The 23,350-nt window shown below is 67.2% G+C and carries 38 protein-coding genes; 37 read left to right on the top strand and 1 reads right to left on the bottom strand.

Annotation, left to right across the window (positions count from 1 at the left end):
* Positions 1–437 precede the first annotated feature (437 nt).
* The 34 genes from rpsJ to truA all read left to right on the top strand — a co-directional run bounded on the left by rpsJ (position 438) and on the right by truA (position 19,409).
* The gene (rpsJ, locus tag OG928_RS13700) at positions 438–746 is read left to right on the top strand and encodes a 30S ribosomal protein S10 (protein ID WP_020549238.1); all 309 of its coding nucleotides are present in this window, start codon (positions 438–440) and stop codon (positions 744–746) included.
* A 13-nt stretch (positions 747–759) separates the two neighbouring features.
* Complete coding sequence (rplC, locus tag OG928_RS13695; protein ID WP_406283472.1) at positions 760–1,404, top strand: 50S ribosomal protein L3; 645 nt, start codon at positions 760–762, stop codon at positions 1,402–1,404.
* A 5-nt stretch (positions 1,405–1,409) separates the two neighbouring features.
* Positions 1,410–2,087 (top strand): 50S ribosomal protein L4, encoded by a 678-nt coding sequence (rplD, locus tag OG928_RS13690; protein ID WP_406283470.1) that lies wholly within the window; start codon positions 1,410–1,412, stop codon positions 2,085–2,087.
* Complete coding sequence (rplW, locus tag OG928_RS13685; RefSeq protein WP_020549235.1) at positions 2,084–2,425, top strand: 50S ribosomal protein L23; 342 nt, start codon at positions 2,084–2,086, stop codon at positions 2,423–2,425. Before rplD ends, rplW begins: the two co-directional genes overlap by 4 nt.
* Positions 2,426–2,459: 34 nt before the next feature.
* Complete coding sequence (rplB, locus tag OG928_RS13680) at positions 2,460–3,296, top strand: 50S ribosomal protein L2 (protein WP_020549234.1); 837 nt, start codon at positions 2,460–2,462, stop codon at positions 3,294–3,296.
* A gap of 11 nt (positions 3,297–3,307) precedes the next feature.
* Positions 3,308–3,589, top strand: coding sequence for a 30S ribosomal protein S19 (gene rpsS / locus OG928_RS13675; RefSeq protein WP_020549233.1), 282 nt, complete (start codon positions 3,308–3,310; stop codon positions 3,587–3,589).
* 43 nt (positions 3,590–3,632) lie between these two features.
* A complete protein-coding gene (gene rplV, locus OG928_RS13670) occupies positions 3,633–3,977 on the top strand; it encodes a 50S ribosomal protein L22 (RefSeq protein WP_026217944.1) in 345 nt (114 codons plus the stop codon).
* On the top strand, positions 3,977–4,846 hold the full coding sequence (gene rpsC, locus OG928_RS13665; RefSeq protein WP_406283467.1) for a 30S ribosomal protein S3: 870 nt from the start codon (positions 3,977–3,979) through the stop codon (positions 4,844–4,846). The genes rplV and rpsC overlap by 1 nt, the downstream gene beginning before the upstream one ends.
* Before the next feature lie 5 nt (positions 4,847–4,851).
* Entirely contained in the window at positions 4,852–5,271 is a 420-nt protein-coding gene (rplP, locus tag OG928_RS13660) for a 50S ribosomal protein L16 (protein WP_020549230.1), read from the top strand.
* Positions 5,271–5,504, top strand: coding sequence for a 50S ribosomal protein L29 (gene rpmC / locus OG928_RS13655; RefSeq protein WP_020549229.1), 234 nt, complete (start codon positions 5,271–5,273; stop codon positions 5,502–5,504). The genes rplP and rpmC overlap by 1 nt, the downstream gene beginning before the upstream one ends.
* A gap of 14 nt (positions 5,505–5,518) precedes the next feature.
* On the top strand, positions 5,519–5,782 hold the full coding sequence (gene rpsQ, locus OG928_RS13650) for a 30S ribosomal protein S17 (protein WP_406283464.1): 264 nt from the start codon (positions 5,519–5,521) through the stop codon (positions 5,780–5,782).
* Between the two features lie 62 nt (positions 5,783–5,844).
* Positions 5,845–6,213, top strand: coding sequence for a 50S ribosomal protein L14 (gene rplN / locus OG928_RS13645; RefSeq protein WP_078975728.1), 369 nt, complete (start codon positions 5,845–5,847; stop codon positions 6,211–6,213).
* A gap of 16 nt (positions 6,214–6,229) precedes the next feature.
* A complete protein-coding gene (rplX, locus tag OG928_RS13640) occupies positions 6,230–6,553 on the top strand; it encodes a 50S ribosomal protein L24 (RefSeq protein WP_026217943.1) in 324 nt (107 codons plus the stop codon).
* Complete coding sequence (gene rplE / locus OG928_RS13635) at positions 6,553–7,122, top strand: 50S ribosomal protein L5 (RefSeq protein ID WP_406283462.1); 570 nt, start codon at positions 6,553–6,555, stop codon at positions 7,120–7,122. Before rplX ends, rplE begins: the two co-directional genes overlap by 1 nt.
* 3 nt (positions 7,123–7,125) lie before the next feature.
* Complete coding sequence (locus OG928_RS13630) at positions 7,126–7,311, top strand: type Z 30S ribosomal protein S14 (protein WP_161360669.1); 186 nt, start codon at positions 7,126–7,128, stop codon at positions 7,309–7,311.
* A 180-nt stretch (positions 7,312–7,491) separates the two neighbouring features.
* Positions 7,492–7,890, top strand: coding sequence for a 30S ribosomal protein S8 (rpsH, locus tag OG928_RS13625; protein ID WP_020549223.1), 399 nt, complete (start codon positions 7,492–7,494; stop codon positions 7,888–7,890).
* Between the two features lie 18 nt (positions 7,891–7,908).
* On the top strand, positions 7,909–8,448 hold the full coding sequence (gene rplF / locus OG928_RS13620; RefSeq protein WP_406283459.1) for a 50S ribosomal protein L6: 540 nt from the start codon (positions 7,909–7,911) through the stop codon (positions 8,446–8,448).
* Positions 8,449–8,450: 2 nt separating this feature from the next.
* Entirely contained in the window at positions 8,451–8,834 is a 384-nt protein-coding gene (gene rplR, locus OG928_RS13615; protein WP_406283457.1) for a 50S ribosomal protein L18, read from the top strand.
* A gap of 46 nt (positions 8,835–8,880) precedes the next feature.
* Positions 8,881–9,486, top strand: a complete 606-nt coding sequence (rpsE, locus tag OG928_RS13610) for a 30S ribosomal protein S5 (protein ID WP_020549220.1) — start codon at positions 8,881–8,883, stop codon at positions 9,484–9,486.
* Positions 9,486–9,668 (top strand): 50S ribosomal protein L30, encoded by a 183-nt coding sequence (gene rpmD / locus OG928_RS13605; RefSeq protein ID WP_020549219.1) that lies wholly within the window; start codon positions 9,486–9,488, stop codon positions 9,666–9,668. The genes rpsE and rpmD overlap by 1 nt, the downstream gene beginning before the upstream one ends.
* A gap of 1 nt (position 9,669) precedes the next feature.
* Entirely contained in the window at positions 9,670–10,128 is a 459-nt protein-coding gene (rplO, locus tag OG928_RS13600; RefSeq protein WP_406283455.1) for a 50S ribosomal protein L15, read from the top strand.
* A 349-nt stretch (positions 10,129–10,477) separates the two neighbouring features.
* Entirely contained in the window at positions 10,478–11,800 is a 1,323-nt protein-coding gene (secY, locus tag OG928_RS13595; RefSeq protein ID WP_406283453.1) for a preprotein translocase subunit SecY, read from the top strand.
* Positions 11,801–12,454, top strand: coding sequence for an adenylate kinase (locus tag OG928_RS13590; protein ID WP_406283451.1), 654 nt, complete (start codon positions 11,801–11,803; stop codon positions 12,452–12,454).
* A 95-nt stretch (positions 12,455–12,549) separates the two neighbouring features.
* On the top strand, positions 12,550–13,341 hold the full coding sequence (gene map, locus OG928_RS13585) for a type I methionyl aminopeptidase (protein ID WP_406283449.1): 792 nt from the start codon (positions 12,550–12,552) through the stop codon (positions 13,339–13,341).
* Positions 13,342–13,410: 69 nt separating this feature from the next.
* Positions 13,411–13,992: a DUF1707 domain-containing protein gene (locus OG928_RS13580; protein ID WP_406283447.1), complete on the top strand. Its 582-nt coding sequence runs from the start codon at positions 13,411–13,413 to the stop codon at positions 13,990–13,992.
* 19 nt (positions 13,993–14,011) lie between these two features.
* Positions 14,012–14,392 (top strand): DUF1707 domain-containing protein, encoded by a 381-nt coding sequence (locus OG928_RS13575; RefSeq protein WP_406283445.1) that lies wholly within the window; start codon positions 14,012–14,014, stop codon positions 14,390–14,392.
* Positions 14,393–14,585: 193 nt separating this feature from the next.
* Entirely contained in the window at positions 14,586–14,807 is a 222-nt protein-coding gene (gene infA / locus OG928_RS13570) for a translation initiation factor IF-1 (RefSeq protein ID WP_018382544.1), read from the top strand.
* Between the two features lie 116 nt (positions 14,808–14,923).
* Positions 14,924–15,037: a 50S ribosomal protein L36 gene (gene rpmJ / locus OG928_RS13565; RefSeq protein ID WP_009740505.1), complete on the top strand. Its 114-nt coding sequence runs from the start codon at positions 14,924–14,926 to the stop codon at positions 15,035–15,037.
* A gap of 182 nt (positions 15,038–15,219) precedes the next feature.
* Positions 15,220–15,600, top strand: coding sequence for a 30S ribosomal protein S13 (gene rpsM / locus OG928_RS13560; protein ID WP_020549212.1), 381 nt, complete (start codon positions 15,220–15,222; stop codon positions 15,598–15,600).
* Positions 15,601–15,667: 67 nt separating this feature from the next.
* Complete coding sequence (rpsK, locus tag OG928_RS13555; protein WP_020549211.1) at positions 15,668–16,069, top strand: 30S ribosomal protein S11; 402 nt, start codon at positions 15,668–15,670, stop codon at positions 16,067–16,069.
* 28 nt (positions 16,070–16,097) lie between these two features.
* Positions 16,098–16,724, top strand: a complete 627-nt coding sequence (rpsD, locus tag OG928_RS13550; protein WP_161364718.1) for a 30S ribosomal protein S4 — start codon at positions 16,098–16,100, stop codon at positions 16,722–16,724.
* A 121-nt stretch (positions 16,725–16,845) separates the two neighbouring features.
* Positions 16,846–17,862 carry a DNA-directed RNA polymerase subunit alpha gene (locus OG928_RS13545; protein WP_020549209.1) on the top strand — a complete coding sequence of 339 codons (1,017 nt, stop codon included), beginning with the start codon at positions 16,846–16,848 and terminating at the stop codon, positions 17,860–17,862.
* A gap of 98 nt (positions 17,863–17,960) precedes the next feature.
* The gene (rplQ, locus tag OG928_RS13540; protein ID WP_406283441.1) at positions 17,961–18,467 is read left to right on the top strand and encodes a 50S ribosomal protein L17; all 507 of its coding nucleotides are present in this window, start codon (positions 17,961–17,963) and stop codon (positions 18,465–18,467) included.
* Positions 18,468–18,566: 99 nt separating this feature from the next.
* On the top strand, positions 18,567–19,409 hold the full coding sequence (gene truA / locus OG928_RS13535) for a tRNA pseudouridine(38-40) synthase TruA (protein ID WP_406283439.1): 843 nt from the start codon (positions 18,567–18,569) through the stop codon (positions 19,407–19,409).
* 19 nt (positions 19,410–19,428) lie between these two features.
* On the opposite strand, the gene OG928_RS13530 is transcribed toward truA, so the two are convergent.
* Positions 19,429–20,469, bottom strand: coding sequence for a hypothetical protein (locus OG928_RS13530; protein WP_406283437.1), 1,041 nt, complete (start codon positions 20,467–20,469; stop codon positions 19,429–19,431).
* A gap of 359 nt (positions 20,470–20,828) precedes the next feature.
* On the opposite strand from OG928_RS13530, the gene rplM reads away from it, so the two are divergent.
* From rplM to glmM, 3 genes are all read left to right on the top strand, one after another.
* A complete protein-coding gene (gene rplM / locus OG928_RS13525) occupies positions 20,829–21,272 on the top strand; it encodes a 50S ribosomal protein L13 (protein WP_406283435.1) in 444 nt (147 codons plus the stop codon).
* A gap of 41 nt (positions 21,273–21,313) precedes the next feature.
* A complete protein-coding gene (gene rpsI / locus OG928_RS13520; protein ID WP_020549204.1) occupies positions 21,314–21,799 on the top strand; it encodes a 30S ribosomal protein S9 in 486 nt (161 codons plus the stop codon).
* Positions 21,800–21,968: 169 nt separating this feature from the next.
* Positions 21,969–23,339, top strand: a complete 1,371-nt coding sequence (glmM, locus tag OG928_RS13515; protein ID WP_406283432.1) for a phosphoglucosamine mutase — start codon at positions 21,969–21,971, stop codon at positions 23,337–23,339.
* The last annotated feature ends 11 nt before the right edge of the window (positions 23,340–23,350 follow it).

The raw sequence follows: 23,350 nt of genomic DNA, 5'->3' as shown, positions 1-23,350 counted from the left end.
TCGGGGGCTCTCTCAAACCTTGGGGGAGTCACTCGATTGGCCAAGGCCGCCATTCGTGGGGCATACTAGCCAAGTTGCTCGGATAGACAACGGGCTGCGCCGTGCCTGTCGCACAGACAAGGCCGCAGCGCTGGGTCCGTTGGCTCGAGCAATCGGTGGACTTCTGTCCTGCCACCCATGCAGCCGGCGTCGTCGCTTAGCGACCTCGTGCCGTCCTTTCGCTTGCCGCAGCGAAGGTGACGCCGAGAGTACGTTGCCCAGGCCCCCAGGCCGCCCGTCAGCGGGTTTCCAAGGGGTGCTTGTGAGCAACAGAGCGACACGCCCGACCGCGGGGGTCGGCGGGGAAGGGAAACCCCAAGGGGTTTTCAGCCCAAGTCTTCTCCCCGTGTCAGCGGGGGTGATCCGCAGCGGTACGAGAGAAGGAATTCGAAGCAGCCATGGCGGGACAGAAGATCCGCATCAGGCTCAAGGCCTACGACCACGAGGTCATCGACAGTTCGGCGAAGAAGATCGTCGAGACGGTGACGCGTACTGGTGCGCAGGTTGCGGGGCCGGTGCCGCTGCCGACCGAGAAGAACGTGTACTGCGTCATCCGCTCGCCGCACAAGTACAAGGACTCGCGCGAGCACTTCGAGATGCGCACTCACAAGCGGCTCATCGACATCCTCGACCCCACGCCGAAGACGGTCGACTCGCTTATGCGTCTCGACCTGCCGGCCGGCGTCGACATCGAGATCAAGCTCTGAGGACGCACCGACGATGACGAAGCAGATGAAGGGCATTCTGGGCAAGAAGCTCGGCATGACCCAGGTCTGGGACGAGAACAACCGCGTCGTTCCAGTGACTGTGGTCGAAGCCGGGCCCTGCGTCGTGACCCAGGTCCGCAACGCCGAGGTCGACGGCTACGCAGCCGTCCAGATCGCGTTCGGCGCGATCGACCCGCGCAAGGTGAACAAGCCGCTCGCCGGCCACTTCGCCAAGGCCGGTGTGACCCCGCGTCGCCACCTGGTCGAGCTCCGTACCTCCGACGCCGGCGAGTACACGCTGGCGCAGGAGATCACCGCCGAGGTGTTCGAGGCCGGCCAGAAGGTCGACGTCATGGGCACCTCGAAGGGCAAGGGCACCGCAGGCGTCATGAAGCGTCACGGCTTCAAGGGCCTGGGCAGCTCGCACGGTACGCAGCGCAAGCACCGTTCGCCCGGCTCGATCGGTGGCTGTGCCACCCCGGGTCGTGTGTTCAAGGGTGTGCGCATGGCAGGCCGCATGGGTAACGAGCGCGTCTCCACCCAGAACCTGACCGTCCACGCGGTAGACGCCGAGAAGGGTCTGCTCCTGATCAAGGGCGCAGTCCCCGGCCCCAACGGCGGCCTGGTTCTGGTGCGCACTGCTGCGAAGGGTGTGTGAATTTCATGACCAGCATTGACATTCTTTCGCCCGCCGGCGAGAAGTCCGGGACGATCGAACTCCCCGCGGAGCTCTTCGACGTCCAGGTGAGCATCCCGACGATCCACCAGGTCGTCGTGGCCCAGCTCGCCGCGGCTCGTCAGGGCACGCACAAGACGAAGACTCGTGGCGAGGTCCGCGGTGGTGGGCGCAAGCCGTACCGCCAGAAGGGCACCGGTCGCGCCCGTCAGGGCTCGACCCGCGCGCCGCAGTTCAACGGCGGCGGCGTCGTCCACGGCCCCGTGCCGCGTGACTACGAGCAGCGGACCCCGAAGAAGATGAAGGCGTCCGCCCTGCGCGGTGCCCTCTCGGACCGGGCTCGCCACGAGCGCATCCACTGCGTCTCGGCGCTGATCGAGGGCGAGACGCCTTCGGTCAAGGCCGCGAAGACGCTGCTCGGCAAGATCAGTGAGCGCAAGCACGTGCTCCTGGTCGTCGAGAAGTCCGACACCACTGCCTGGCTGAGCGCTCGCAACCTTCCGCAGGTGCACTTGCTTGAGGTCGGGCAGCTGAACACCTACGACGTGCTCGTCTCCGACGACGTGGTCTTCACCAAGGCCGCTCTGGAGCGCTTCATCGCCGGACCGGCGCAGGCCGCCTCGGCGGTCGCGAGCTCCGACGAGCTCGAAGGGAGCCACGCGTGAGCACCGACACCGTCGAGAGCACGACGAAGGTCACCAGCAAGACCTACACCGACCCGCGCGATGTGCTGCTGAAGCCGGTGATCTCGGAGAAGAGCTACGGGCTCATCGACGAGAACAAGTACACGTTCATCGTGCACCCCGACGCCAACAAGACGCAGATCAAGCAGGCCGTCATCGCGGTCTTCGGGGTCAAGGTCGAGAGCGTCAACACGATCAACCGAGTTGGTAAGCGCAAGCGGACCAAGACCGGTTTCGGCAAGCGCAAGGACACGAAGCGCGCGATCGTCACCCTTGCAGAGGGCGAGCGGATCGACATCTTCGGTGGACCCGTCGGCTGACGGCCGCTGATACGGACGAGGACTAAGAGAAGCCATGGGCATCCGCAAGTACAAGCCGACGACGCCGGGCCGTCGTGGCGCCAGCGTCGCCGACTTCGTCGAGATCACGCGGTCCGAGCCGGAGAAGTCGCTGGTCCGCCCTCTGCACAGCAAGGGTGGTCGTAACAACCACGGCCGTGTGACTGCTCGCCACCAGGGTGGCGGACACAAGCGCGCGTACCGACTGATCGACTTCCGGCGCAACGACAAGGACGGCGTTCCGGCGAAGGTCGCTCACATCGAGTACGACCCGAACCGCACCGCGCGCATCGCTCTTCTGCACTACGCGGACGGCGAGAAGCGCTACATCCTGTGCCCGAACAAGCTGAAGCAGGGCGACCGGATCGAAAACGGTCCGGGCGCCGACATCAAGCCGGGCAACAACATGCCGCTCCGGAACATCCCGGTCGGTACGGTCATCCACGCCATCGAGCTCCGCCCCGGTGGCGGCGCGAAGATCGCCCGTTCCGCGGGTGTGAGCGTCCAGCTGCTGGCGAAGGAGGGCGCTCACGCGACCCTCCGCATGCCCTCGGGCGAAATTCGCCTGGTGGACGTGCGCTGCCGTGCCACGGTCGGCGAGATCGGCAATGCCGAGCAGTCGAACATCAACTGGGGCAAGGCCGGCCGCATGCGCTGGAAGGGCAAGCGCCCGACCGTCCGCGGTGTGGCGATGAACCCCATCGACCACCCGCACGGTGGTGGTGAGGGCAAGACCTCTGGTGGTCGCCACCCGGTGAGCCCCTGGGGTAAGCCCGAGGGTCGTACTCGCCGGCCGAAGAAGGCCAGCGACAAGCTCATCATCCGCCGCCGCAAGACGAACAAGAAGCGCTAGGAGCAGTCTCGATGCCGCGCAGTTTGAAGAAGGGACCCTTCGTCGACGGCCACCTCATCAAGAAGGTGGACGTACAGAACGACAAGGGAACCAAGAACGTCATCAAGACCTGGTCCCGCCGCTCCATGATCGTCCCGGCGATGTTGGGTCACACGATCGCGGTGCACGACGGCCGTAAGCACGTCCCGGTGTTCGTGACCGAGTCGATGGTCGGCCACAAGCTCGGCGAGTTCGCGCCGACTCGGACCTTCCGCGGTCACGAGAAGGACGACCGGAAGTCGCGTCGTCGCTGACGCGGCGAATCGCATGGATATCGAGATGAGCAAGGGGACGTCGATGGAAGCCAGGGCTCAGGCGCGGTACATCCGCGTCACGCCCATGAAGGCCCGCCGCGTGGTGGACCTCATCCGTGGCATGAACGCCGCGGAGGCCCAGGCGGTCCTGCGATTCGCTCCGCAGGCCGCGAGTGAGCCGGTCGGCAAGGTGCTTGACAGCGCCATTGCCAACGCCGGTCACAACCACAACTTGGACACGAACATCCTGTACGTGTCCGCCGCCTACGTGGACGAGGGTCCGACCCTCAAGCGTTTCCGTCCGCGGGCACAGGGCCGGGCGTACCGCATCCGCAAGCGCACCAGCCACATCACTGTGGTTGTCGCCGAGAAGGAGAGGACCCGCTAGTGGGCCAGAAGGTTAACCCGCACGGGTTCCGTCTCGGCATCACCACGGACTTCAAGTCCCGGTGGTACGCCGACAAGCTGTACAAGGACTACGTCGGCGAGGACGTCAAGATTCGTCAGATGATGACGAAGGGCATGGAGCGCGCAGGCATCTCGAAGGTCGAGATCGAGCGCACCCGTGAGCGCGTCCGCGTCGACATCCACACCGCCCGGCCGGGCATCGTCATCGGCCGTCGCGGCGCGGAGGCCGACCGCATCCGCGGTGAGCTGGAGAAGCTCACCGGCAAGCAGGTGCAGCTGAACATCCTCGAGGTCAAGAACCCCGAGGTGGACGCTCAGCTGGTCGCGCAGGGTGTGGCCGAGCAGCTTTCGAGCCGCGTGTCCTTCCGCCGTGCGATGCGCAAGGCGATGCAGAGCTCCATGAAGGCCGGAGCCAAGGGCATCAAGATCCAGTGCGGTGGTCGTCTGGGTGGGGCCGAAATGTCCCGCTCGGAGTTCTACCGCGAGGGTCGTGTGCCGCTGCACACGCTGCGCGCCAACGTCGACTACGGCTTCTTCGAGGCCCGTACGACGTTCGGTCGCATCGGCGTGAAGGTGTGGATCTACAAGGGTGATGTCAAGAACATCGCCGAGGTCCGCGCCGAGAACGCTGCCGCTCGCGCCAGCAACCGTCCCGCACGTGGTGGCGCTCCCGAGCGTCCCCGCCGCGAGGGTGGCGGCGGCGGTCGTGGCGGCGAGCGCGGTGGCCGTGGTGGCCGCGGCGGTCGCCCGCAGCAGAACGACGCGCAGGCCACCGGTTCCTCGGACTCCGGCTCCGCGCCGGCTGCCGAGGCTGTGAACCCGGCGCCCGACTCCGGATCGGAGGCCTGACCCCGATGCTGATCCCCCGCAGGGTCAAGCACCGCAAGCAGCACCACCCCAAGCGCGGTGGCCGCGCCAAGGGCGGTACGGAACTGGCGTTCGGCGAGTACGGCATCCAGGCCCTGGGCCAGGCGTACGTGACCAACCGTCAGATCGAGTCCGCTCGTATTGCCATCACCCGGCACATTCGCCGTGGTGGCAAGGTGTGGATCAACATCTACCCCGACCGTCCGCTGACCAAGAAGCCTGCCGAGACCCGCATGGGTTCCGGTAAGGGCTCGCCCGAGTGGTGGGTCGCGAACGTCAAGCCCGGTCGGGTGATGTTCGAACTGTCGTACCCGAACGAGAAGGTGGCTCGTGAGGCGCTTACCCGCGCCGTGCACAAGCTGCCGATGAAGTGCCGGATCGTCCGGCGCGAGGCTGGTGAGGCGTGATGGCGGCCGTTACCAAGGCGTCCGAGCTCCGCGAACTCGGTGACGAGGAAATCGTCGCCAAGCTCCGCGAAGCCAAGGAGGAGCTGTTCAACCTCCGTTTCCAGGCGGCGACCGGGCAGCTCGAGAATCACGGGCGGCTCAAGGCTGTCCGTAAGGACATCGCCCGGATCTACACGCTGATGCGTGAGCGCGAGCTCGGCATCGACGTGCAGGAGACTGGAGGCGCGGCGTGAGTGAGAAGACTGAGATGACTGAAGCAACCCGGGGTTTCCGCAAGACCCGCGAGGGCCTCGTCGTCAGCGACAAGATGGACAAGACCGTCGTCGTCGCTGTCGAAGACCGCGTGAAGCACCCGATGTACGGCAAGGTCATCCGCCGCACGAACAAGCTGAAGGCTCACGACGAGCAGAACGCCTGTGGCGTCGGTGACCGTGTCGTCCTCATGGAGACTCGGCCGCTGTCCGCCAGCAAGCGTTGGCGCATCGTCGAGATCCTCGAAAAGGCCAAGTAGCGAGCGCCGGTCGCCCCACCATCAGTGGGTCGTGACCGCGACGTGACGATCAGGAGTTAGACGTGATCCAGCAGGAGTCGCGACTGCGAGTCGCCGACAACACGGGTGCGAAGGAGATTCTCTGCATCCGTGTGCTCGGTGGCTCCGGCCGGCGCTACGCGGGCATCGGGGACGTCATCGTTGCCACCGTCAAGGACGCGATCCCCGGTGGCAACGTGAAGAAGGGCGACGTCATCAAGGCTGTCGTCGTGCGGACCGTTAAGGAGCGCCGGCGTGTCGACGGCTCCTACATCCGCTTCGACGAGAACGCCGCCGTTGTCCTCAAGAACGATGGCGAACCCCGAGGCACCCGTATTTTCGGCCCGGTCGGCCGTGAGCTTCGTGAGAAGAAGTTCATGAAGATCATCTCGCTCGCGCCGGAGGTGCTCTAAACCCATGGCGAAGGCGATGAAGATCAAGAAGGGTGACCTGGTACAGGTCATCACCGGCAAGGACAAGGGCAAGCAGGGCAAGGTCATCGCGGCCTACCCGCCGAAGGAGCGCGTCCTGGTCGAGGGCGTCAACCGGATCAAGAAGCACACCAAGGTCGGTCAGTCCGCCAAGGGTGCCAAGACCGGTGGCATCATCACCCAGGAAGCCTCCATCCACGTCAGCAACGTGATGCTGGTCGTGGAGAAGGACGGTAAGAAGGTCCCGACGCGGACCGGCTTCCGGTTCGATGACGAGGGCAACAAGATCCGGTACGCCAAGCGGACCGGTGAGGACATCTGATGACGGTCACCACTGAGGCGCGCGAACTGCCGCGTCTGAAGCAGCGTTACCGCGAGGAGATCCTCGGCAAGCTGCGTGAAGAGTTCTCGTTCGAGAACGTCATGCAGGTTCCGGGTGTCACCAAGATCGTGGTCAACATGGGTGTGGGCGACGCCGCCCGCGACTCGAAGCTGATCGACGGCGCGATCAAGGACCTGATGGCCATCACCGGCCAGAAGCCCCAGGTCACGAAGGCCCGCAAGTCCATCGCGCAGTTCAAGCTGCGCGAGGGTCAGCCGATCGGCGCGCACGTTACACTGCGCGGCGACCGCATGTGGGAGTTCCTGGACCGTCTGCTGTCGATCGCCCTGCCGCGTATCCGCGACTTCCGCGGCCTCTCGCCGAAGCAGTTCGACGGGCGTGGCAACTACACCTTCGGTCTCACGGAGCAGTCGATGTTCCACGAGATCGACCAGGACAAGATCGACCGAGTTCGCGGCATGGACATCACTGTGGTGACCACGGCCACGAACGACGACGAGGGCCGCGCTCTGCTGCGTCACCTCGGATTCCCGTTCAAGGAGAACTGAGCCGTGGCGAAGAAGGCCCTGATCGCGAAGGCTGCTCGCAAGCCGAAGTTCGAGGTTCGTGGTTACACGCGCTGCCAGCGCTGTGGCCGCCCTCACTCGGTGTACCGCAAGTTCGGTCTGTGCCGCGTGTGCCTGCGCATGATGGCGCACGCCGGCGAGCTGCCGGGCGTGACCAAGAGCAGCTGGTAGTTCGCAGTCGCTTCGGCGGCTGAGAATCACAGCAATCGATCGTCCCGTTGGGACGGTCGAGAACAGTAACGACGTCGTAGGTCCCGCACAGCAGTCGTCGTTCGCCGCCCTCCTCCGGGAGGGCGGCGGACGAGGGATCGCACGCAGGGAAACCACGGCGAGAAAGGCCTTGAGGCCGTCATGACCATGACCGACCCCATCGCAGACATGTTGACCCGTCTGCGGAACGCCAACTCGGCATACCACGACGACGTCGTGATGCCGTTCAGCAAGATCAAGTCGCACATCGCGGAGATCCTCCAGCAGGAGGGTTACATCCAGGGCTGGCGCGTCGAGGACGCGGAGGTGGGCAAGAAGCTCACCGTCGTCCTCAAGTACGGCCCGAACCGCGAGCGCTCGATCGCCGGCGTCCGCCGCGTGTCGAAGCCCGGTCTGCGGGTGTACGCAAAGTCCACGAACCTGCCGAAGGTGCTCGGTGGCCTCGGCGTCGCGATTATCTCGACGTCGACCGGTCTCCTCACCGACAAGCAGGCGGCCAAGAAGGGCGTGGGCGGGGAAGTCCTCGCCTTCGTCTGGTAAGGGAAGGGAAGGAGAGCAATGTCGCGCATCGGACGTCTCCCCATCCCGGTTCCCACCGGTGTGGACGTCACCATCAATGGCCGCGAGGTCGTCGTGAAGGGCCCCAAGGGTTCCCTGTCGCACACCATCGCCGCCCCGATCGAGATCGCACAGTCGGATGACGGCACCCTCGCGGTGTCCCGTCCCGACGACGAGCGCCGCTCGAAGGCCCTTCACGGGCTGTCCCGGACGCTGGTGGCGAACATGATCACTGGTGTGACCCAGGGATACATCAAGAAGCTCGAAATCAGCGGTGTCGGTTACCGTGTCCAGGCGAAGGGCTCCTCGCTGGAGTTCGCGCTCGGATACAGCCACCCCATCGTCATCGAGGCCCCGGAGGGCATCACCTTCGTGGTCGAAGCCCCGACCCGTTTCTCGGTCGAAGGCATCGACAAGCAGAAGGTCGGTGAAATCGCCGCGAACATCCGCAAGCTGCGGAAGCCCGACCCGTACAAGGCCAAGGGCGTCAAGTACGCCGGCGAGGTCATCCGCCGCAAGGTCGGAAAGGCTGGTAAGTAGGCATGGCTGTCGGCGTGAAGACCGGCAAGGGCGTTGCGAAGAAGTCTGTCGCACGCAAGCGCCGGCACATTCGGGTGCGGAAGAAGGTTTCCGGCACCCCGCTGCGGCCCCGTCTCGTCGTGAGCCGCTCCACCCGTCACATGGTGGCGCAGGTTATCGACGACATCGCCGGCCACACTCTCGCTTCGGCCTCCACGATGGACTCGTCCATCCGTGGTGGTGAAGGCGACAAGACCGCTCAGGCTCGCAAGGTCGGCGAATTGGTCGCCGAGCGCGCGAAGGCTGCCGGTGTCGAGGCCGTCGTGTTCGACCGCGGTGGCAACAAGTACCACGGTCGCATCGCCGCTCTCGCGGATGCCGCACGCGGAAACGGGCTCACCTTCTGAGCCCGCTGCTCCGGACAAGCTTCGAACGACAGATGAGGACATTCTGATGGCTGGACCCCAGCGCCGCGGTGGCGGCGCCGGCGGCGGCGAGCGGCGGGACCGGCGGGATCGACGTGATGGTGGCGCAGCCGCCGAGAAGACCGCTTACGTCGAGCGCGTCGTCGCGATCAATCGCGTCGCCAAGGTCGTGAAGGGTGGTCGTCGCTTCAGCTTCACCGCGCTGGTCGTGGTTGGCGATGGCGATGGCACCGTAGGTGTCGGTTACGGCAAGGCCAAGGAGGTGCCGGCCGCGATCGCCAAGGGTGTTGAAGAGGCCAAGAAGCACTTCTTCAAGGTCCCCCGTATCCAGGGCACCATTCCGCACCCGATCCAGGGTGAGAAGGCTGCCGGCGTCGTGCTCCTGAAGCCGGCGTCGCCGGGTACCGGTGTTATCGCCGGTGGCCCCGTGCGCGCCGTGCTCGAGTGCGCCGGCATCCACGACGTGCTGAGCAAGTCGCTCGGTTCGTCGAACCCGATCAACATCGTGCACGCGACGGTCGCGGCGCTCCAGGGGCTCGTTCGCCCCGAGGAGATCGCCGCTCGTCGTGGCCTGCCTCTGGAGGACGTGGCCCCGGCCGCGCTCCTGCGGGCTCGCGCGGGGGTTGGTGCGTAATGGCACGTCTCAAGGTCACGCAGACCCGATCGAAGATCGGTGGCAGGCAGAACCAGCGGGACACTCTCCGTTCGCTCGGTCTCAAGCGCGTCCACGACGTGGTCGTCAAGGAAGACCGCCCGGAGATCCGCGGCATGATCGCGACGGTGTCGCACCTCGTCACCGTCGAGGAGGTCGACTGACATGGGTGCTGACAACCCGCTGAAGGTGCACCACCTGCGGCCCGCCCCGGGCGCCAAGACCGCCAAGACCCGCGTGGGTCGTGGCGAGGGCTCCAAGGGTAAGACCGCAGGTCGTGGTACCAAGGGCACCAAGGCTCGTTACCAGGTGCCGGCCCGCTTCGAGGGTGGGCAGATGCCGCTGCACATGCGGCTGCCCAAGCTCAAGGGCTTCAAGAACCCGTTCCGGGTCGAGTTCCAGGTCGTGAACCTGGACAAGCTCGACGCCCTGTACCCCGAAGGCGGCGAAGTCACCGTCGAGGGTCTGATCGAGAAGGGTGCGGTTCGCAAGAACCTCCCCGTCAAGATCCTGGGCACCGGCGAGATCTCGGTTGCCGTCCAGGTGAAGGTGCACGCCTTCTCCGACTCGGCGAAGACGAAGATCGCCGCCGCGGGTGGCTCGGCCGACGAACTGTCGGTCTGACCGACGCGCGGACAAGGAATGACCGTCATGGCCCGTTCGGATCGGTACCGAACGGGCCTTGACGTCGTCCTGGAGCTATAGCTCAGGGGCGCCACGCCGGTAAGGTGGTGGCGCCCCTGTGGTTTGCTGTGTCATGGGGGTGAGTTCAACGCCTCATCCCCACACATGACTTGCTCTGTTTTTGCCATGTGTTGTGTCATGTCGCATAAACGTCGGACCGGCGCGATACTTCCGGGCCGTCGCCGCTGTTATTGTCCGTGAGGTTCCTGTCAGGGACCTGGCCAGTGGTCCTACAGGACCGAAGACTCGATCGACTCGCCCCTAAGACGGGCGAGGCGCAGGAGGCAGTGTGCTCACCGCGTTCGCCAGGGCGTTCCGCACGCCCGACCTGCGCAAGAAGCTGCTGTTCACGTTGGCGATCATCGTCCTCTTCCGGATCGGGTCGCACATCCCGGTGCCGGGCGTCTCCTTCGAGATGGTGCGCTCGTGCGTAGAGGACTCCAACCGGAACAGCCTGTTCGGCCTCGTGAACATGTTCAGTGGCGGTGCGCTGCTGCAACTCACGATCTTCGCGCTCGGGATCATGCCGTACATCACGGCGAGCATCATCCTGCAGCTGCTGACCGTCGTCATCCCGCGACTGGAGGCCCTCAAGAAGGAGGGGCAGTCCGGTACGGCGAAGATCACCCAATACACGCGGTACCTGACCATCGCGCTGTCGATCCTGCAGTCGACGGCGCTGATCGCCACCGCCCGTTCCGGCGCGCTGTTCTCCAGCGCGCGGAGCCAGACCTGCAACCCGGAAGGCATCGTCCCCGACGACTCGCTCTTCCGCGTGATCGTCATGGTCGCCGTGATGACCGCCGGCACCTCGACGATCATGTGGCTCGGTGAGCTGATCACCGACCGCGGCATCGGCAACGGCATGTCGATCCTGATGTTCGTCTCGGTCGCCGCCGGCTTCCCGGCCGCGCTGTGGACGATCAAGGAGCAGGGCACCATCGGTGGCGGCTGGGTGCCGTTCTTCACCGTCATCGCCATCGGCCTCGTGATGGTCGGCCTGGTGGTCTTCGTGGAACAGGCGCAGCGCCGGATCCCGGTGCAGTACGCCAAGCGCATGATCGGGCGTCGCGCCTACGGCGGGACCTCGACCTACATCCCGCTCAAGGTGAACCAGGCGGGCATCATCCCCGTCATCTTCGCCTCGTCGCTGCTGTACATCCCGGCCCTCATCGCGCAGTTCAGCGGCGGTGACTCGGACTGGGCGGTGTGGATCGAACGCCACTTCGTCAAGGGCGACCACCCGTACTACATGATCACGTACTTCCTGCTGATCGTCTTCTTCGCGTTCTTCTACGTGGCCATCACGTTCAACCCCGAAGAAGTAGCCGACAACATGAAGAAGTATGGTGGCTTCATTCCGGGGATCCGCGCCGGCAGACCGACTGCGGAATACCTGAACTACATCCTCACAAGGATCACGTGGCCCGGATCGTTGTACCTGGGCATGATCGCGCTGGTACCCAGCATCGCGCTCGTGCTCTTCAACGCCAACCAGAACTTCCCGTTCGGCGGCACGAGCATCCTGATCATCGTGGGAGTGGGTCTGGAAACCGTGAAGCAGATCGAGAGTCAGCTCCAGCAGCGCAACTACGAAGGCTTCCTCCGCTAAATGCGTATCGTTCTCGTGGGGCCTCCCGGCGCGGGTAAGGGAACCCAGGCCCAGTACATCGCCGCCAACCTGTCGATTCCCGCAGTCTCGACGGGTGACATCTTCCGCGCCAACGTGAGTCAGGGCACCCCGCTCGGCCGCGAGGCCAAGACCTACATGGACGCGGGCAACCTGGTACCCGACGAGGTGACCATAGGCATGGTCCGGGAGCGCCTCGCGCAGCCGGACGTGGCCCATGGCTTCCTCCTCGACGGGTTCCCGCGCAACACCGCCCAGGCCAAGGTCCTCGACGAGATCCTCGCCGAGAACGACACCGAGCTCGACGTGGTTCTCGAACTCAAGGTCGACGACTCGGAGATCATCCAGCGGATCTCCGGCCGCAGGCAGTGCCGTGCCCACGGCCACGTCTGCCACATCCTGACCGACCCGCCGAAGGTCCCCGGGATCTGTGACGAGTGTGGCAGTGAGCTGTACCAGCGCGACGACGACCGCGAGGAGACCGTCAGGCACCGCCTGGAGGTCTACAAGGAGCAGACCGAACCCTTGGTCGGCTACTACTCCGATCGCAATCTGCTGCTGGCGATCCCCGCGACGGGCCCCGTCAAGGAGGTCACCGAGCGCGCGATGACCGCACTTGCGGAGTTCGGCGCCTGATCGGCGTCGGCCGCGACAGACATCACACATGGGCGATCCGGGGAAACCCCGGATCGCCCATCGTGCTTTCAGCGAACGACACGTGAGGATCGACCATGCCGGTGTTCAAGAAGCGGCACATGCGGATCGAGCGCAAGACGCCCGAGCAGATCGAGAGGATGCGTCGGGCCGGTGCCGTGGTGGCGAACACGCTGGCGCTGCTGCGTGAGGCCGCGGCCCCCGGGGTGACCACCGCCGACCTGGACGCGATCGCCGAGCGCGCGATCCGTGCGGCCGGGGCGATTCCCTCGTTCAAGGGCTACCACGGCTTCCCGGCGTCGATCTGCGCGTCGGTCAACGACGTGGTGGTGCACGGGATCCCGGACGACACTCCGCTGCGCGACGGCGACATCATCTCGATCGACTGCGGCGCGATCCTGGACGGCTGGCACGGCGACTCGGCGATCACGGTGCCGATCGGCACGGTCCGGCCCGAGGTGCTCGAACTGAGCCGGGTGTGCGAGCAGTCGATGTGGGCCGGCATCGAGGCCGCGGTGGCCGGCGGTCGGCTGACCGACATCAGCAACGCGGTGGAGACGTCGATCCGCGCGAACCCGCTGCCGGGCGGCGCGAAGTACGGCATCGTCGAGGACTTCGGCGGACACGGCATCGGCACCGAGATGCACCAGGACCCGCATCTGCTCAACTACGGGCCGGCCGGCCGCGGTCCGCGCCTGGAGGTGGGGGTGTGTCTGGCGATCGAGCCGATGGTCACGCTCGGCAAGCCGGACACGTACACGCTCCCCGACGAGTGGACGGTCAAGACCACGGCCGGCGGCCACGCGGCGCACTGGGAGCATTCGATCGCGATCACCGAGAACGGCCCCGTCGTACTGACGCTGCCCTGACCCGGAAGCCCCGCAATGGTGGGGCTGGCCCCATGTACGGAGCCGCGCGGCGTCCCTAGTGTCGAACGCATGGTGAGGCATCCGACCATGCGGGCATCCGACGTGGACCGTGAAGCGGCGGTGACGCTCCTGCGCGACCACCACGTGGTCGGGCGGTTGACGCTCGCAGAGTTCAACGAGCGCATGGGGGCCGCCTACGAGGCGGTCACGTTGGGGGAGCTGGCCCGGCTGATCGCCGACCTGCCGCCGCCCGAACACCTCGAAGCGGACGTCGAGGAGATCCGGGTGCGCATGGCCGTCGAGGAGGCGCGCACGCGGGCCGCGCGCTCGCGCGCGCCGGCGCCGTATCCGGCGTCGACGAGTTGGCCGGTACCGAGACCGGCGCCGCCGCCGAGCTCGCGCGACGTGCAGTGGACGGCCGTCCCGCCGGCACGGGCGCCCGGCGGGCGCTCCGGCGGGGAGCGGGCGCTGCGCGCGGCGTGGACGACGTTGAACGCGGTCACCGCGTTCAACGTGGCGATCTGGCTCCTGGTCGCGGTCGCGGGTACGGGTGTCGTGTACTTCTGGCCGGTGTGGGTCTACGGCCCGGCCGCCGCGGTGCTCGGTTCGATCCAGATGTTCGTCTGGCGCCACGGGCGCTCCTCGCCGTGACAGGGCATACGCTCGTCGTATGGACCGTGATCCGAACGCTCCCGCGACTCCCGCGGACCGCGAACGCGTGACCGCCGTGCTGCGCGAACACCTCGCGTCGGGCCGCTTGGCGCTGTCCGAATACCGGGCGCGCCTCGACGGGGTTCGCCGAGCGGGTACGGTGGGGGAACTCGACGCGGTATCGGCGAATCTGCCGGGCCGCGAGGATCGAGACGACGCGGCGCGGTCGACCACGCCGCAGGAGTACGACCGACATGTCGAAACGCCTCCGCGAGCCGGTGCCTACGGGCCGGCGATGGAGCAGCGTCCGCGGGTTTCCAACGCGACGTTGAACAAGGTCTGGTTGGTCGTGATGTCACTCGGCGTGCTGGCGGGGGCGCTGGCCTACTTTCTGAAGTAGGCCCGCAGAGCCCGGCGGGGAACGGAACCCATGGTTCCGGGCCCGGTTTCGCTTTAACTGGCCGAGTGCCTTAGACTGACTCGTCGGCTCACATGTAGCCAGGTTTGGCGCGCCCGTTGGGCGCCTAAAATTTGGGCGTTGTCATGTGCGCCGGGTAACGGTAGCTGATCCCGAGATACGAAGCGCGGAGGACATGCCCAAGAAGCAAGGGGCCATCGAAATCGAGGGCACCGTCATCGAGTCGCTCCCCAACGCCATGTTTCGCGTGGAGCTTCAGAACGGGCACAAAGTCCTCGCGCACATCAGTGGGAAGATGCGGATGCACTACATCCGTATTCTTCCGGACGACCGGGTTGTCGTGGAGCTGAGCCCTTACGACCTGACCCGCGGCCGGATCGTCTACCGCTACAAGTAGGCGAGCCCCAGCCCTGCCCACGCCGTGCGTGGTGTGCGGGGCTTGGACGCAAACCGATAACCGACTCGGCGACGGGGGCGTGTACGCATGCCCTTGTCACACGTACCGGAGAAATCATGAAGGTCAAGCCGAGCGTCAAGAAGATCTGCGACAAGTGCAAGGTGATCCGCCGTCACGGCCGGGTCATGGTGATCTGCGAGAACCTGCGCCACAAGCAGCGCCAGGGCTGAGCAGCACCCCCTTCGCACAACGAGCGATCGACGCGCGACGCACCACGTAAGAGCCACAGCACCCGACCCCCGCCTCGTGCGGGACGCCACCCTCGGCCGGAGGCCGAGGACCGAGGACATCTCCAGAAGGTGTGCCGGACCGGTGCTGGGCCAGACCTCCGACTAAACCAGGAGCCACACATATGGCACGCCTCGTCGGCGTCGACCTCCCCCGTGAGAAGCGGGTCGAGGTCGCTCTGACCTACATCTTCGGCGTCGGGCGCACTCGTGCGCTGGACACGCTGAAGAACACCGGTGTCAACCCTGACACCCGCGTCCGCGATCTCGCCGAGGACGACCTGATCAAGCTTCGCGACTGGATCGAGTCGAACTACCGCGTCGAGGGTGACCTCCGCCGCGAAGTTCAGGCCGACATCCGCCGCAAGGTCGAGATCGGTTGCTACGAAGGTCTGCGTCACCGTCGCGGTCTTCCCGTCCGCGGTCAGCGCACTCACACCAACGCGCGTACCCGCAAGGGCCCGCGTCGCGCGATCGCCGGCAAGAAGAAGCCGGGCAAGAAGTAGTCCGCGTACGACGGATCACGCGGTCCTCAATTCGTAGCGGACCGACGACCTCAGGAGTTTCCAGCAGATGCCTCCCAAGAGCCGCGCGGGCGCCAAGAAGGTGCGCCGCAAGGAAAAGAAGAACGTCGCTCACGGGCACGCCCACATCAAGAGCACGTTCAACAACACGATCGTTTCGATCACGGACCCCAGCGGCAACGTGATCTCGTGGGCCTCCGCCGGCCACGTCGGCTTCAAGGGTTCGCGCAAGTCGACCCCGTTCGCCGCGCAGATGGCTGCCGAGTCCGCCGCGCGTCGTGCCCAGGAGCACGGCATGCGCAAGGTTGACGTTTTCGTCAAGGGCCCGGGCTCCGGTCGTGAGACCGCCATTCGTTCGCTGCAGGCCACCGGCCTGGAGGTTGGCTCCATTCAGGACGTCACCCCCGTGCCGCACAACGGCTGCCGCCCCCCCAAGCGCCGCCGCGTCTGACCAGCAGCTGACTAGGAGTTAAAGAACAATGGCGCGTTACACCGGCGCGGACTGCAAGCGCTGCCGTCGCGAGAAGATGAAGCTGTTCCTCAAGGGCAGCAAGTGCGAGGGCCCGAAGTGCCCGATCGAGATTCGGCCTTACCCGCCGGGTGAGCACGGTCGTGGCCGCACCAAGGACAGCGAGTACCTGCTGCAGATGCGCGAGAAGCAGAAGTGCGCGCGCATCTACGGCGTTCTCGAGAAGCAGTTCAAGGGCTACTACGAGGAAGCGAACCGTCGCCAGGGCAAGACCGGCGAGAACCTGCTTCGCATCCTCGAGTCGCGTCTGGACAACGTGGTCTACCGCGCGGGCTTCGCCAAGTCGCGTGACCACGCTCGTCAGCTGGTTCGCCACGGCCACATCGTGGTCAACGGCACCAAGACCGACATCCCGTCGTTCCGGGTCTCCGACAACGACATCATCGAGGTCCGCAAGGACTCGGTCGAGCTGACCCCGTTCGTGGTCGCCCGTGCCGAGGCCGGCGAGCGCACCGTTCCGGCGTGGCTTGAGGTCATCCCGGGCAAGATGCGCATCCTCGTGCACTCCCTCCCCGCGCGTCAGGTCATCGACACGCAGGTGCAGGAGCAGCTCATCGTCGAGCTCTACTCCAAGTAGCGGCTCTTCGGAACGGGCGGACCGCCCCAGGGTTTGGAAACAAGCCCCGGGCACCGGTCCGCCCGTATCCTTGTTCTCACTGGCGTCATATAGCGGACGTCAATGACATGGAGGCATCCACATGCTTATTGCCCAGCGGCCGACCCTCACCGAGGACGTCGTCGACGAATACCGTTCGCGGTTCGTCATCGAGCCTCTCGAGCCCGGCTTCGGCTACACGCTCGGCAACTCGCTCCGTCGTACGCTCCTCTCCTCGATCCCTGGCGCGGCTGTCACCAGCATCCGGATCGACGGCGTCCTGCACGAGTTCACCACCGTGCCGGGTGTCAAGGAGGACGTCACCGACCTCATCCTCAACATCAAGCAGCTCGTCGTCTCCTCGGAGCACGACGAGCCGGTCGTGATGTACCTGCGCAAGCAGGGCCCGGGTGTGGTCACCGCCGGCGACATCGCGCCGCCGGCCGGTGTCGAGGTGCACAACCCCGACCTGGTCCTGGCGACGCTGAACGCCAAGGGCAAGCTGGAGATGGAGCTGACCGTCGAGCGCGGTCGCGGCTACGTCTCCGCGGTCCAGAACAAGCAGGCGGGCCAGGAGATCGGCCGCGTGCCGGTCGACTCGATCTACTCGCCGGTGCTCAAGGTCACGTACAAGGTCGAGGCCACCCGTGTCGAGCAGCGCACGGACTTCGACAAGCTGATCGTCGACGTCGAGACCAAGCAGTCCATGCGTCCGCGTGACGCGATGGCCTCCGCGGGCAAGACGCTGGTCGAGCTGTTCGGTCTCGCGCGCGAGCTGAACATCGACGCCGAGGGCATCGACATGGGCCCGTCGCCGACCGACGCCGCGCTCGCGGCCGATCTGGCGCTGCCGATCGAGGAGCTCGAGCTCACGGTCCGCTCGTACAACTGCCTCAAGCGTGAGGGCATCCACACCGTGGGTGAACTGGTCGCGCGCAGCGAGGCCGACCTGCTCGACATTCGCAACTTCGGTGCGAAGTCGATCGACGAGGTCAAGGCGAAGCTCAACGGGATGGGCCTGGCCCTCAAGGACAGCCCGCCCGGGTTCGACCCGACCGCCGCCGCGGACAGCTTCGGCGACGAGGACGACCACGGCTTCGCCGAGACCGAGCAGTACTGAGCAACGCCTTCGGGCGTCGCCACCACCCGGGCCGACCGGCCCGGGTGGACTGACGTCGGTACCTGATACGGCCGACGCAGGAATATCTAGGAGAGAACATGCCCAGGCCCACCAAGGGTCCGCGCCTCGGCGGCGGTCCGGCACACGAGCGGCTGATCCTGGCCGGTCTCGCGACCGCCCTGTTCGAGCACGGTCGGATCACCACGACCGAGGCCAAGGCGCGCCGGCTGCGTCCCGTCGCCGAGCGACTGGTCACCAAGGCGAAGAAGGGCGACCTGCACAACCGTCGCCAGGTGCTCACGATCATTCGTGACAAGAGCGTCGTGCACTCGCTCTTCGAGGAGATCGCTCCTCGGTACGAGAACCGCCCGGGCGGCTACACGCGCATCACCAAGATCGGCAACCGCAAGGGCGACAACGCCCCGATGGCCGTGATCGAGCTGGTCGAGGCCCTCACCGTGGCGCAGACCGCGGTCGGCGAGGCCGAGGCCGCCACCAAGCGCTCGGTCAAGGAGCAGGACACCGCGAAGGCCGAGGCGCCGAAGGCCGCCGAGACCGACGAGGCGCCCGCCGCCGAGGAGAGCAAGGACGCCGACAAGGCCTGACGGCCTTCTCGACGCTCCGCGCGTTCAGATTCACCGTGCGAGCCCGTCCCCCGTATCCGTACGGAGGGCGGGCTCGTGCCATGTCCGGAGGTGTTTGACGTGGTGCGCTTGCGCATCGATCTGTCCTACGACGGGACCGAGTTCGCGGGTTGGGCGCGCCAGCGCGAGCTGCGGACCGTACAGGGCACCCTGGAGAGTGCCCTGACGACCGTCCTGCGGCTCCCGGAGCCCGCCCAGCTGACCGTGGCGGGGCGGACCGACGCGGGAGTGCACGCGCGCGGCCAGGTGGCTCACCTGGACGTGTCCGAGGAGGTCTGGGCGGCCGTGGGGGACGTCGCCCTGCGGCGGGTGGCGGGGGCGCTGCCGCGGGACGTGCGGGTGCGCGACATCACGGTCGCGCCCGAGGGGTTCGACGCCCGGTTCGGCGCGATCTGGCGGCGCTACGCGTACCGCGTGTGCGACGCGCCGGGCGGGGTGGACCCGCTGCGGCGCGGCAGCGTGGTGTGGCACGACCGGCCGCTGGACGAGACGCGGATGAACGCGGCCGCCGAGCGGCTGGTGGGCGAACACGACTTCGCGTCGTTCTGTCGCAAGCGTGAGGGCGCGACGACCATACGGTGCCTGCAGGAGTTCTCGTGGGCGCGCGAGACGCCGACCGGCGCGGAGGTGGGTCCCGCGTTTCGGCCGGTGATCGTGGCGACCGTGCGGGCCGACGCGTTCTGCCACAACATGGTTCGCTCGCTGGTGGGCGCGATGCTCGCGGTGGGCACCGGGCGCAAGCCGGTCGACTGGCCGCTGGAGGTGCTCGGGCGCGCGGTGCGCGACTCGGGTGTGCACGTCGCGCCCGCGCACGGCCTCACCCTGGAGGAGGTCGCGTACCCGTCGGACGGGCTGCTCGCCGCCCGGGTGCTGGCGACCCGGCGACGTCGGGACGGCGGCTGACCCGACCGTCGGACGCGGGTCAGCCCTGGACCTGCTCCAGCGCCTTGCGCCGGTTCTCGTCGTCGATCTGCTTCGACATCGCCTCGCCGCGCGCGGTCATCGCGTTCCACAGGAACCGGTTGAGGTCGTCCTCGACCCGTCCGATCGCCTGGTCCTGCCCGACGGGGTCCTTTCCGTCGGCGTACCAGTCGATCGTGAGCAGGGCGTAGCGGCCGATCGAGTTGCGCTGCTTGCCGTGCTTCTGCTTCTTGGCGTCGAGCACCTTCACGCCGGGGCCGGCGAGCGCCAGGAGCTCGCCGCCGTCCTTGCCGTTCTTGATCGCGTCGGCCTTGTCGGCCGAGGGGAACGAGGCCACCGCCGCGGTCGAGACCACGCCGTCGGGCCCGGTCACCGCGAGGCGGATCAGCTGGGTGCACTGCTGATTGCGCAGTGCGGGGCCGAGCTTGGGGTCGGTGCCGTCGGAGCAGGTGTTGTCGAGCTTGGCGGCGACCACGTTGTACGCGCGGCCGTCGACGGTGAACTTCGTGTTGGGGAACAGCGACTCGACCGAGAACGGCGCCGTGTCCAGGGCCGGATCGGCGAGCACGTTCTGGGCCGCGGGCGGCGGCGGGACCGTCGGGGCGGGCCGGAAGGACGGCTTGCCGGGGGAGAAGGGCGCGGTCGACGCGCTGCCCGAGGCGCCGGGGGTCGCGGTGGTGTCGCCGTCGCCGCCGGACATCGTCACCGCCGCGGCGACGATGCCGCCCACCAGGGCGAGGGCGAGCGCGGCGCCGCCCGCGGTGAACATCAGCTTGCGCCGGCGCGCCGCCGCGTCGCGCTGTTCGGCGAGCGCGGACCAGTCGGGCCCCCCGCCGGCGGGGCCGAACGGCTGCTGTGCCGGCTGCTGCGGCTGCGGGTTGGGCGCGAACGGCTGCTGCGGTTGGGGTTGTTGGTGCGGGTCGTGCGCGTGCGAGGGAAACGGGTCGTACGGATTCCGTGCCTGCCCGGGCGTACCGGGTGCGCCCGGGCGCACGCTCCACGGCCCCTGCCCGTCGTTTCCCGGTGTACCGACCCCCGACATACCCGAACCCCCTGCGTGGAATGACCCGCGTCGGTACCCCAATCGCCGACGCTCCAGCCGTTCGGCGCATCGTACCTATGAGCCGATGTGGTGAGCGCCGGCGTGGCACGGTAAAAGCACCGGCGGGAATGGCTTACGCTGGGGAGGGGCATGAGCAGATCATTGCCCCATTGCTCGTTTTGACCGGCACCCCCTTGACCCGGTATTGTGCCGGTTCGTTGTGCGTATTGGCTTGCTTGAGTGGAGTCGGTACGCCGGGCCGCCGGCCACCGGAGTCCGCATTCGGTTCGGAATCATCTCCCGGACAGCCAGTCGGCATCCGTAAGCACACACTCACGAAGAAGCGAAGGCTATCGACCGTGCGCACGTACAGCCCCAAGCCCGGCGACGTCCAGCGTCAGTGGCACGTCATCGACGCGACCGATGTCGTGCTCGGCCGTCTGTCCACCCAGGCTGCTGCCCTGCTCCGGGGTAAGCACAAGCCGGTGTACGCGCCGCACGTCGACACCGGCGATTTCGTCATCATTGTGAATGCCGACAAGGTTCACCTGTCGGGTAACAAGCGCGAGCAGAAGATGGCGTACCGCCACTCCGGCTACCCGGGTGGTCTGCGCGCCGTCCGCTATGACGAGCTGCTGGACAAGAACCCCGAGAAGGCCGTCGAGAAGGCCATCAAGGGCATGCTCCCCAAGAACACCCTGGGCCGGCAGATGCTGTCGAAGCTCAAGGTGTACCGCGGCGCGGAGCACCCGCACTCGGCCCAGCAGCCGGTGCCCTTCGAGATCACCCAGGTCGCGCAGTAGTCACGGCCACCGCCTGACGAACGAATAGTTTGAGGAGAACAGTGGCCGAGACCATTGCAGAAACCCCGATCGAGGAGACCGAGGGTCTCCCGCTCGAGAGCTACACCTCCGAGTCGCTCGCCTCGCGCTTCAGCGAGCCGCAGGCCGGCTCCGCGACCGGTCGCCGCAAGGAAGCCGTCGCACGTGTGCGCATCGTGCCGGGCACGGGCAAGTGGAAGATCAACGGGCGCACGCTCGAGGAGTACTTCCCGAACAAGGTGCACCAGCAGCTGGTCAACGAGCCCTTCAAGGTGCTCGAGCTGGACGACCGCTACGACGTGCACGCCCGCATCCACGGCGGCGGGGTGTCCGGCCAGGCCGGCGCGCTGCGTCTGGGTGTCGCGCGTTCGCTGAACGAGGCCGACGTCGAGGCCAACCGCCCGGCGCTCAAGAAGGCCGGCTTCCTGACCCGTGACCCGCGTGCCACGGAGCGCAAGAAGTACGGTCTGAAGAAGGCGCGCAAGGCGCCTCAGTACAGCAAGCGCTAAACAGCACCGCAGCACCCTCTGCGGCTGTTCGCAGCGTCATCAGGCCCCGGGGGCACGGTTCGTGCCCCCGGGGCCTGTTGTATTTGCCTGTATGTGCCGGCGGGACTCCTGCGGGGGTGGCGCCGCGAGTAGTGTCCGAGACATCCGGAATGACGCGGGAGATCCAACTGTGGGACGACTCTTCGGTACGGACGGCGTGCGTGGCCTGGCGAATGGCCGGCTGACGGCGGAACTGGCACTCGATCTCGCGGTCGCCGCCGCGCGGGTGCTCGGGTCGCGGGGTCGGGACGACATTCGGCAATCAGGGCACGGTCGCAGGCCGTTCGCCGTGGTCGGTCGTGACCCGCGGGCTTCCGGAGAGTTCCTGGAGGCCGCGGTCGTCGCGGGCCTCGCGGGCGCGGGCGTGGACGTGTACCGCGCCGGCGTGCTGCCGACGCCGGCGATCGCGTATCTGACCGGGCTGCTCGGCGCGGACATGGGTGTGATGCTCTCCGCGAGCCACAACGCGATGCCGGACAACGGGATCAAGTTCTTCGCGCGCGGCGGACACAAGCTGCCCGACGACGTCGAGAATGAGATCGAGGCACTCCTCGGCACCGCGTGGGAGCGGCCGACCGGGTCCGCCGTCGGCCGGGTACAGGACCACCCCGAGGGGCACGAGCGCTACGTCGAGCACCTGCTGTCGTCGCTGCCGCACCGCCTGGACGGGCTCAAGGTCGTCGTCGACTGCGCGAACGGCGCGTCCTCGGCGGTCGCGCCGGACGCGCTGCGCCGGGCCGGCGCCGAGGTGATCGCGATCCACGCGGAGCCGGACGGCCTCAACATCAACGAGCAGTGCGGTTCCACGCACATGGAGGCGCTCGCCGCCGCCGTGGTCGAGCACGGCGCCGACGCCGGCATCGCACACGACGGCGACGCCGACCGCTGCCTCGCGGTGGACGCGCGTGGCGAGGCCGTCGACGGCGACGCGATCCTGGCGGTGCTCGCGCTCGCGATGCGCGACGGCGGCCGGCTCGTCGAGGACACCCTCGTGGCGACCGTGATGTCCAACCTCGGGCTCAGGCTGGCCATGCAGGCCGCGGGCATCAAGATGGTCGAGACCGCGGTGGGCGACCGCTACGTGCTGGAGGCCATGCAGGCCGCGGGTCTCTCGCTCGGCGGCGAGCAGTCCGGCCACGTCGTGCTCCTGGAGCACGCCACCACCGGCGACGGCACGCTGACCGCGCTCCAATTGCTCGCACGGGTGGCCGAGACCGGCAGGCCGCTGCACGAACTGGCCGCGGTGATGACCCGACTGCCGCAGATGCTCGTCAACGTCGGCGGCGTGGACCGCACCCGCGTGCACTCGACGCCGGAGCTCGCGCGGGCCGTCGCGCTGGTCGAGGAGCGACTGGGCACCACCGGCCGGGTGTTGCTGCGTCCGTCGGGCACCGAGCCGCTGGTGCGCGTGATGGTCGAGGCGCAGACGCACGACCAGGCACACAACGAGGCCGCGGGCCTGGCCGAGGTCGTGCGCACGCTGCTGGCGCTGGAGCAGTAGGAACCACCGCC

This window comes from Embleya sp. NBC_00896 (assembly GCF_045207785.1).
Taxonomy (GTDB): Bacteria; Actinomycetota; Actinomycetes; order Streptomycetales; family Streptomycetaceae; genus Embleya.
This window is presented reverse-complemented; position numbering and strand designations above follow the sequence as displayed.